11 protein-coding genes are annotated in these 7,789 nt (G+C 54.1%); 9 read left to right on the top strand and 2 right to left on the bottom strand.

Features of this window, described 5'->3' with window-relative positions:
• The 6 genes from PHV74_13580 to PHV74_13605 form a co-directional block, all read left to right on the top strand.
• A partial coding sequence (locus tag PHV74_13580; GenBank protein ID MDD5095389.1) for a 4Fe-4S dicluster domain-containing protein occupies positions 1-192 on the top strand: 192 nt, incomplete at its 5' end.
• Entirely contained in the window at positions 180-632 is a 453-nt protein-coding gene (locus tag PHV74_13585) for a hydrogenase iron-sulfur subunit (protein ID MDD5095390.1), read from the top strand. The genes PHV74_13580 and PHV74_13585, both read left to right, overlap by 13 nt.
• Positions 633-725: 93 nt before the next feature.
• Positions 726-1,679 carry a 4Fe-4S dicluster domain-containing protein gene (locus PHV74_13590; protein ID MDD5095391.1) on the top strand — a complete coding sequence of 318 codons (954 nt, stop codon included), beginning with the start codon at positions 726-728 and terminating at the stop codon, positions 1,677-1,679.
• Positions 1,679-2,728 (top strand): 4Fe-4S dicluster domain-containing protein, encoded by a 1,050-nt coding sequence (locus PHV74_13595; GenBank protein ID MDD5095392.1) that lies wholly within the window; start codon positions 1,679-1,681, stop codon positions 2,726-2,728. Before PHV74_13590 ends, PHV74_13595 begins: the two co-directional genes overlap by 1 nt.
• Positions 2,725-3,564: an FAD/NAD(P)-binding protein gene (locus tag PHV74_13600; GenBank protein ID MDD5095393.1), complete on the top strand. Its 840-nt coding sequence runs from the start codon at positions 2,725-2,727 to the stop codon at positions 3,562-3,564. The genes PHV74_13595 and PHV74_13600 overlap by 4 nt, the downstream gene beginning before the upstream one ends.
• Positions 3,565-3,595: 31 nt before the next feature.
• The gene (locus PHV74_13605; protein ID MDD5095394.1) at positions 3,596-3,808 is read left to right on the top strand and encodes a hypothetical protein; all 213 of its coding nucleotides are present in this window, start codon (positions 3,596-3,598) and stop codon (positions 3,806-3,808) included.
• Positions 3,809-3,895: 87 nt separating this feature from the next.
• On the opposite strand, the gene PHV74_13610 is transcribed toward PHV74_13605, so the two are convergent.
• Entirely contained in the window at positions 3,896-4,267 is a 372-nt protein-coding gene (locus PHV74_13610; protein ID MDD5095395.1) for an STAS/SEC14 domain-containing protein, read from the bottom strand.
• A 326-nt stretch (positions 4,268-4,593) separates the two neighbouring features.
• On the opposite strand from PHV74_13610, the gene PHV74_13615 reads away from it, so the two are divergent.
• The 3 genes from PHV74_13615 to PHV74_13625 all read left to right on the top strand — a co-directional run bounded on the left by PHV74_13615 (position 4,594) and on the right by PHV74_13625 (position 6,885).
• The gene (locus PHV74_13615; protein MDD5095396.1) at positions 4,594-5,448 is read left to right on the top strand and encodes a DegV family protein; all 855 of its coding nucleotides are present in this window, start codon (positions 4,594-4,596) and stop codon (positions 5,446-5,448) included.
• A 24-nt stretch (positions 5,449-5,472) separates the two neighbouring features.
• On the top strand, positions 5,473-6,162 hold the full coding sequence (locus PHV74_13620; GenBank protein ID MDD5095397.1) for a glycerol-3-phosphate acyltransferase: 690 nt from the start codon (positions 5,473-5,475) through the stop codon (positions 6,160-6,162).
• A 135-nt stretch (positions 6,163-6,297) separates the two neighbouring features.
• Positions 6,298-6,885 carry an ATP-binding protein gene (locus tag PHV74_13625; GenBank protein MDD5095398.1) on the top strand — a complete coding sequence of 196 codons (588 nt, stop codon included), beginning with the start codon at positions 6,298-6,300 and terminating at the stop codon, positions 6,883-6,885.
• Between the two features lie 14 nt (positions 6,886-6,899).
• Here the strand turns inward: PHV74_13625 and PHV74_13630 are convergent, their stop codons facing one another.
• Entirely contained in the window at positions 6,900-7,637 is a 738-nt protein-coding gene (locus PHV74_13630) for a peptidylprolyl isomerase (GenBank protein MDD5095399.1), read from the bottom strand.
• Positions 7,638-7,789: the final 152 nt, after the last annotated feature.

The following is a 7,789-nucleotide window of genomic DNA, read 5'->3' on the forward strand; positions in this document are numbered from 1 at the left end:
GTCAAGACCTGTCCCTTCGGCGCCATCGAGGAACAGAAACTCCGCGATGGCCGAACAGTGGCCCGGGTGATCGAGACCGTCTGCGCCGGGTGTGGCGTGTGCAATACCACCTGCCCCTGCGGGGCCATTCAGCTCCAGCACTTCACCGATAACCAGCTTCTGGCTGAGGTAAATGCATTATGTCTGTCGTAGCCGAGAAAGAACTGCGAATCATCGGGTTCCTGTGCAACTGGTGCTCTTACGGGGGAGCGGATACAGCTGGGGTTTCGCGCTTTAAGCAGCCCACTGATCTGCGCATCATTCGCGTCCCCTGCTCCGGGAGGGTTAACCCGCTGTTTATCGTCAAGGCGCTCCTCAATGGCGCGGATGGCGTTTTGGTCTCTGGGTGTCACCCGCGGGACTGTCATTATTCGGAAGGGAACTACTATGCCCGCCGCAGGCTGGAAATGCTCAAGCGAATGCTGCCTTTCCTGGGCATCGATGAGCGTCGGTTCCACTATACGTGGGTTTCTGCCTCGGAAGGGGCGCGCTGGCAGAAGACCGTCACCGATTTCACCAAGGTGATTCATGAACTGGGGCCAATGAATCGGCAGCCAGCGGTCAGCGATAAGCCATCAGCAAAAATTACGTAGGGGCGATTCTTGTGATCGCCCAAAACCGGGGGTATTGTCACCCTCACCTAGCCTCTCCCATCGAGGGAGAGGGATCGAAAAAGGAAATAGATCGTGACTTTATCGAAACTCAAAGAGTTAGTGCAGCAGGTTCTCCCTGAAGTCGATGTGCTCATCGGCTACAAGCAGGGATTCGACCCTGTTCACGCTACCCCGGCTTTTGTCACCAAACCGGAACAGATAAACGACCTGATCTGGAATCCGCTGTGCGTTCATAACCTCTGCTCCTATCTACCCTTCATGAAGGACAAGAAGGTGGGGGTGATCGTCAAGGGATGCGACAGCCGGACAATCGTTCAGTACATGCAGGAAAAGCTGATCGATCGGACGAAGGTAAGGGTGATCGGAATTCCCTGCCGCGGCGTGATCTCGGTGAACAAAGTCCTGCACGCGGTCAATCACCAGCCCATCGAATCGATTAACTTCGAGGGTGGGAATCTGGTGGTGAAAACGCCCGAAGGACCAAAGACGATTCCCATGGACGAAGTGATGCCGGCCAAGTGCTCAATCTGTCAATATCCCACTCCTCTGAATTACGACCATCTCGTTGGCGAAGCGATTCAGTCGGACAAGCCCAAAGAGAAAGTTTTTGAGGACATCAAGGAATTTGAAAAGCTCTCTCTGGAGGAGCGGCGCAAGTACTGGGAAAAGGAGTTCGACCGCTGCATCCGCTGCTACGCCTGCCGCAACGCCTGCCCCATGTGCGTTTGCCAGGACCAATGCCTCGCGGAGAGTCGTGATTCTCACTGGACTTCCCAGCGTGACGATCTGACGGAGAAGTACATGTTCCATATGATTCACAGCCTTCACCTGGCGGGAAGGTGTATTGAGTGCGGCGAATGCGAACGGGTCTGCCCCATGGAAATTCCGGTGGCTAAGATCAAGAAGAAGATCGGAATGGAGCTGAAGGAATTGTTCGATTACGTGCCGGGAATCAATCCCGAAGACACGCCTCCCATGTACACGTTCAAGGCGGAAGAGGCAACCATTCAGGAGCATAAACTCTAATGGCTCACAGCGGTTTCATTCCCAAAGACAATTTGAATAGTGTGATCGAAGCACTGAGCAAAAAGGCCCGGCTGTTTGTGCCGGTTGAGGAAGGCGATCTGGTCCTGTTCAAGCCGTTTGCCGCGGGGCAAACGATGTGCTTTTCCAGGCCTGCCAATCTTCCGCCCAAGGCGGTCATTTTCCCGCAAAGTGATGTCCTCTTCGATTTCAATCTGAAAAAGGACATGGAGAATCTCAAGAAGGTGGAGGTAGAGCTCAAAGAGAATCTGGATTTCCCCTCGACCATCATCGTCGGTTGCCGTCCGTGCGATGCCCAGGGGTTCCGGATTTACGACCGGGTCTATCTGGAAGCTGGGGCCACCGATCCCTATTACAAAGGCCGCCGGGAAAAGACCACTATCATCACCCTGACATGCAACGCTCCTTCTCCGGGATGTTTCTGCACCTCTGTGGGCAGAGGCCCGGCCGATGAGGACGGCTCCGACCTACTGATGACCGAGCTTCCCAAGGGCTATTACCTCGAAGCAGTGACAGATAAGGGAGAAGCTGTTTTGAAGGAGCTTGGCCTTGCGGATGGAAGCGCTTATCGGGAAGAGGCGGAAAAGGCCCAGGAGAGCGCGGCCAAGGCGGTGAGAAAGCCCTTTGCCAGCCTGGAGAAAACCCCGGAGAAACTCATCGGCCTTTTTGATGATCAGCAGTTCTGGGAGGCGGAAGCAGCGAAGTGTATAAGTTGCGGTGCTTGCACTTATCTTTGTCCTACCTGCTATTGCTTCAACATCACCGATGAGCAGGCAGGAAGCCGAGGCGAGCGGATTCGAAGCTGGGATGCCTGCATGTTTGCCCATTTCACGTTGGAAGCAAGCGGCCACAATCCCCGGCCGAGCAAAGCTCAGCGGCTCAAAAACCGCGTGGGTCATAAGTTCAGTTACTACCCGACCCGATACAAGGGTGTCACTGCCTGTTGCGGATGCGGACGCTGCATCCGATATTGCCCCGTATCAGTGGACATTAGCGAAATCGTTGCGCATGTCCAAGGAGCCCAAGGATGACCGAACATCACTCTAATCCCTATCTTCCTGAACTGGCAACGGTCACCCGGGTGATTGAAGAGACCCCGAACATCAAATCGTTCCAGGTGGTCCTCAACGACCCGGCGAAGATGAAGAAGTTTTTCTTTGAGCCCGGGCAGGTGGGACAGGTTTCCGTCTTTGGCGTGGGAGAATCCACATTTGTGATAAACTCGCCGCCGACTCGCATGGACTTCTTGCAGTTCAGTGTGATGAAAGCCGGTGAGGTCACCGCGGCGCTGCACGAACTCGCTGAAGGTGAGCAGATCGGTGTGAGGGCTCCACTTGGGAACTGGTTTCCCTATAAGAGCATGAAGGGGAAGAATATCCTTTTTGTGGGCGGCGGCATTGGACTGGCTCCGCTCCGAACCCTCATCCTGTTCATGCTGGATAATCGCTCCGACTATGCAGACATTACCATTCTATACGGAGCTCGAACTTCCCTTGACCTTTGCTACAAACAAGACCTGAAGGAATGGGCAGCCAGATCGGATGTCAAGCTGATCCAGACCATCGATGCGGAATATCCCGGCTGGACCGGGAAGATCGGGATGGTTCCCAATGTCCTCAAGGAGATCGCTCCTTCAGCGGAAAACGCCGTGGCCGTCACCTGCGGCCCGCCGATCATGATCAAATTCACCCTGCAGGCGCTCTCGCAGCTCAAGTTCACCGATGATCAGATCCTCACCACGCTGGAAAAGCGCATGAAGTGCGGCATAGGTATCTGCGGACGCTGCAATATCGGCGATAAATACGTTTGCAAGGACGGGCCGGTTTTTTCCCTTGCCCAGCTTAAAGATATCCCCTCGGAGCTTTAGATCCGGTCATCACTTCTTAAAGGAGGTATGTATGCCTATACCAAATGAAGCCTTTGACACAGGGACCACTTTAATAGACTTCTTCGTCGAGAACCAAGACCAGGCATATAGCTACTCAGAATTGGAGCAGCGTTTCGGTTCCAATGTCTGGTCAGGCCTGTTCTACTTAACGATCAAAGGCAACATAGAGAGCAAAATCGTCAGCAGGGATGTATATTACCGGCTGAAGAGGCAGCCGCGATAAGTATCCTCAGCTTTTCAGCCTCTGAATCTACACTCGCATGAAATTATGTGGCAGCCATTGCCGGGCGGTCATGGTGACATGAGGAGATCACTTTTCGGATAGCCATCGCTCTGCTTCTGCAATATCGGTAAAAGACTTCATCTGAGCTCCCCTGTTGCGTGCCACATTCTCGCCAAAACTGGCATTGGCCGCCGGCAAAGTATGCCGAGAGAAGACCACGGCGTACTTCACTCCGCGGGGGATTGCATCACGGTTTGATGTTGCCAGAGCGAATATGCCCATCGTGGAAATCCTCACAACGGCATGTCGAACATCAACCAGAATGTGGCGTGCGTCGGTTTCGCCAAGGGACAACAGCACTCGGTCACGCATAGCAAGGTAGCGCTTCTCATCCAATTCCCCTGTAACGGTGGCCACCAGAACATCATCCTCTGTCTTGATTTCGATCGACCAGTCCATGATCTCCCCCCTCAACTCAAATTCTGAAGTCTCCCTGCCGAGCCGATTGACAAAGTTTGCCGGGCGAACGGCCCCATTAGTCCCTCATGCCCTAATTATAAGGCAACCGGCTGTATATGTCAATAATGGAGGATAGGGTCTGAGGGTCAACTATCGGCCATAGCACAGAGACTACCGGTGTTTGAAAGCTAAAATCGAGGGCGTCTTTCCGACTGAAGTGAAACGTCTCACAGTCTCTCCATGCGATCCTTGACAGCTATCTGCCCTTGCCCTATTCTTAGGGTGTTGTTTGTTCCCCCCGCCAGCCTTTTGCCAGAGGCCTAACCATGGGAAAAGTAACCATCATTACCGATAGTTCCGCGTGCCTGCCCAAGGAGTTGGTGGATAAATATGGCGTACTGGTGGTCCCCATGAGGCTCATCATCCAGGGGCAGACTTATCGCGATGGGGTGGATATCACGCCCGGCAAGGTCTATAATCTTCAGCGGAGCAGCCGGGTTCTCCCGACCACTTCAGCTCCATCGCCAGCCGAGTTCCTCGAAGCTTATCGCTCTGCCAGTGAGACATCAGATGCCCTTTTGAGTATCGCCATCTCCCATAAACTCAGCATGGTCTTCGAATCGGCAATCAAGGCAAAAGAGATGGCGCAGGATACGATCCCCGGCATACAGATCGAGGTTCTCGATGCGCAGACGGCCGCCGGAGCACATGGATTACTGGTCCTGGCTGCTGCTCGGGTGATTGCTTCCGGAGGCAGTCTGGCTGAGGCAGTCCATGAGATTGAACGGGTGTTTCCCAAGCTCAATCTGATTGCAGCCGTGGATACACTCTATTTCCTGGCCAAAAGCGGTCGAGTGCCTCAAGCCACTGCCTGGGCAAGCTCTCTTCTTTCCATCAAGCCTATCCTCCAAGTGAGAGATGGCTCAGCCATTCCGCTGCAAAGGATCAGGACGAAGTCCAAAGCCATGAAGCGGCTGATTGAGATCATGGAAGAGAGATCAGGGAGGAAACGGATGCATATCAACATCATGCATGCCGGCGTCCCTGAAGAAGCGGAGACGCTCAGGAAACGGGTTCTGGAGCGATTCGAGTGTGCCGAGCTTTATGTAACGGAGTTCACCCCGGTGATGGGAGTGCACACAGGTCCTGGATTGGTAGGGCTTGCCTTTTATGCTGATTGATCGTTCGAGCGGAGAGGAGTGGTTTTGATTGAAGTTCTGTTTGTCATCGGGGCATACTTGTTTGGATCGTTGCCGGTGCTCTACTGGATCGGCAAGGCAAGAGGGTTCGATTTAGACCCGAAGAAGGAAGACCTGCATCAGGCCCTCTGGCGCAAGGTGGGCCTTGCGGAGGGGGTAGCTGGAGTGACATGGGATGTGCTCAAAGGGCCGGTTCCTCCTCTGATAGCATGGCTGCTCGACTTCGATGTCCTGACCGTAGGGCTATCCGCCATGGCGGTGACGGCCGGTCAAATGTGGCCTGCTTTCACTCGATTCTATGGCAAGGAGAGAGGAAACACCACCGGCGTCGGGGCCGCCTTTGCCGTTTCCCCCCTGGCGCTGGGCTGGTCGCTGATTCCCATTGCCGCGGCGGGAGCCATCCGGGTGTTTTTCACCATGCGGAAACCGAACAGAACCACTGCCGAGAGTCTCAAACTGCCCGGCAAATCGGATTCGATGCCGCTGGGCGTGCTGGTCGGCTTTGCGATTTTGCCCCTGGTGGCGTGGCGACTCGATGAAGACCCGGTCGAAATCTGGATATTTGCGGCCTTCTTTGCCATGATCGTGATTCGGAGGCTGACTGCTGATCTTCAAGAGGACCTCAAATCAGTCCCTCGCCCGAATGTTTCTCTGGTGTTGAGGAATCGCTTTCTGTATGATCGTAGTTTCCATTAGGAAACCTCTGATTAGGTCGTGATCAACCCCCGATCGCGGTCGAGGGCAGGCCCCCGGCAGGGAGTATCCTGCACCATGTAATCGGCGGTTCCTTGAGTAAAGTGAGTGAGTACAGCTGGATGGGAAATCTGATCTATGTGGCAGAATGACGCTCAGAGGGATGCCGGGATTCTCAGGGAATCGATCACGCAACTCCCCGAACCGGTAGTCAGGCCGTTTCTGATTATCATGAGCGGCTTGCCGGGCACGGGTAAATCGTATTTGAGCCGAAAACTGGCAGAGCGCCTGCCCTGTGTGATTCTGACCAGTGATGTTCTCAGGAAGGTGCTTTTCCCTGAACCCTCCTTCGATGCCAGTGAGAATCAGCGCCTCTTTTCAGCCCTTCCGGTTCTCATCGAGGATTTCTTGAGCCGGAACATCCCGGTGCTGATGGATGCCACCAATCTGGTGGAGAATCATCGCGAGCAGCTTTATCACGTTGCCGACAAGCTCCGATTGAAGCTCGTCATCGTTCAGGTGGAAGCGCCTCCCGATGTGGTGCAAGAACGCTTAAAAGCGCGAACCGAGAATCCCGATCCTCATGATTTCTCCACTGCCGGATTGGGAGTTCACCAGAAGATGAAGACGAGCAAGGAGAATATCCGCCGCAATCATCTGGTAGTGGATACCTCCAGAGATATTGGCCCGGCGATCGAGAAGATCGTTCGGGAAGTTAGGTGGTAGCGCCTCTGAGACGACTATCCCTGTTCAATGATCTCAATGCTATCGATATGCAGATCGATGGTCGGCTTTGAAGGTACTGGATCGGAAGAGTTGCCATATTCGACCGGCGATGAGGCGATCTGATGCACCACGTCTATCCCCTGGGTGACCTGCCCGAAGATGGTGTAGTCCTTTTGCAGCCTTGCCCTGAGATCATCTTCGCAAATGAAAAACTGGCTGCCGTTGGTATCCGCGCCCCGGTTGGCCATAGCCAGCGTTCCCACTTCATACTCTCGGGCAATCGGCTCATCGTTGAAGGTGTAACCGGGGCCGCCTGAGCCGGTGCCGGTGGGATCACCGGTCTGGATCATGAATCCCGGGATAATCCGATGAAAGGGCACACCATTGTAGAATCCGTCCCGGGCCAGAAAAACGAAATTGTTCACCGTCAGCGGGGCATCCTCTGGAAAGAGTTCAGCGGTGATATCCCCTTTGTTGGTGTGGATAATAGCCGTGAAATTCTTGGATGGATCAATCGTCATGGGAGGTGCGCTGGCGTATGTCTTCGGCGCCGTTTTTGTTGCCGTTGGCGAGGTGGACGTCTCAGGCACTGCTTTCGTCACCGTTGGCGAGATGGGAGTCTTTGGGGTCTCCTTGGAATCGGAATCCGAACACCCGATTAATGCTGCTCCCATGAGTAGTGTTACCAGCGCAAGGCTCCATGTCCGGGAGGTTTTTCGGCCTTTGCCAAAACGAGATGGTTTCTTGAACATTGCGGTTATTTCACCTCACACTTGTATTGAGGCTGTTTAGTTTTGATTTCAGCCTCGACTTTGACTGATTTTGTAATGCCTTCACCCCCACGTATCTGGTAGAATCAACTCAGATTCAGATTGAGGGGGAGAATCCTCCATGAGAACAGCCA

Source organism: Dehalococcoidia bacterium, from assembly GCA_028711995.1.
Taxonomy (GTDB): Bacteria; Chloroflexota; Dehalococcoidia; order SZUA-161; family SpSt-899; genus JAQTRE01.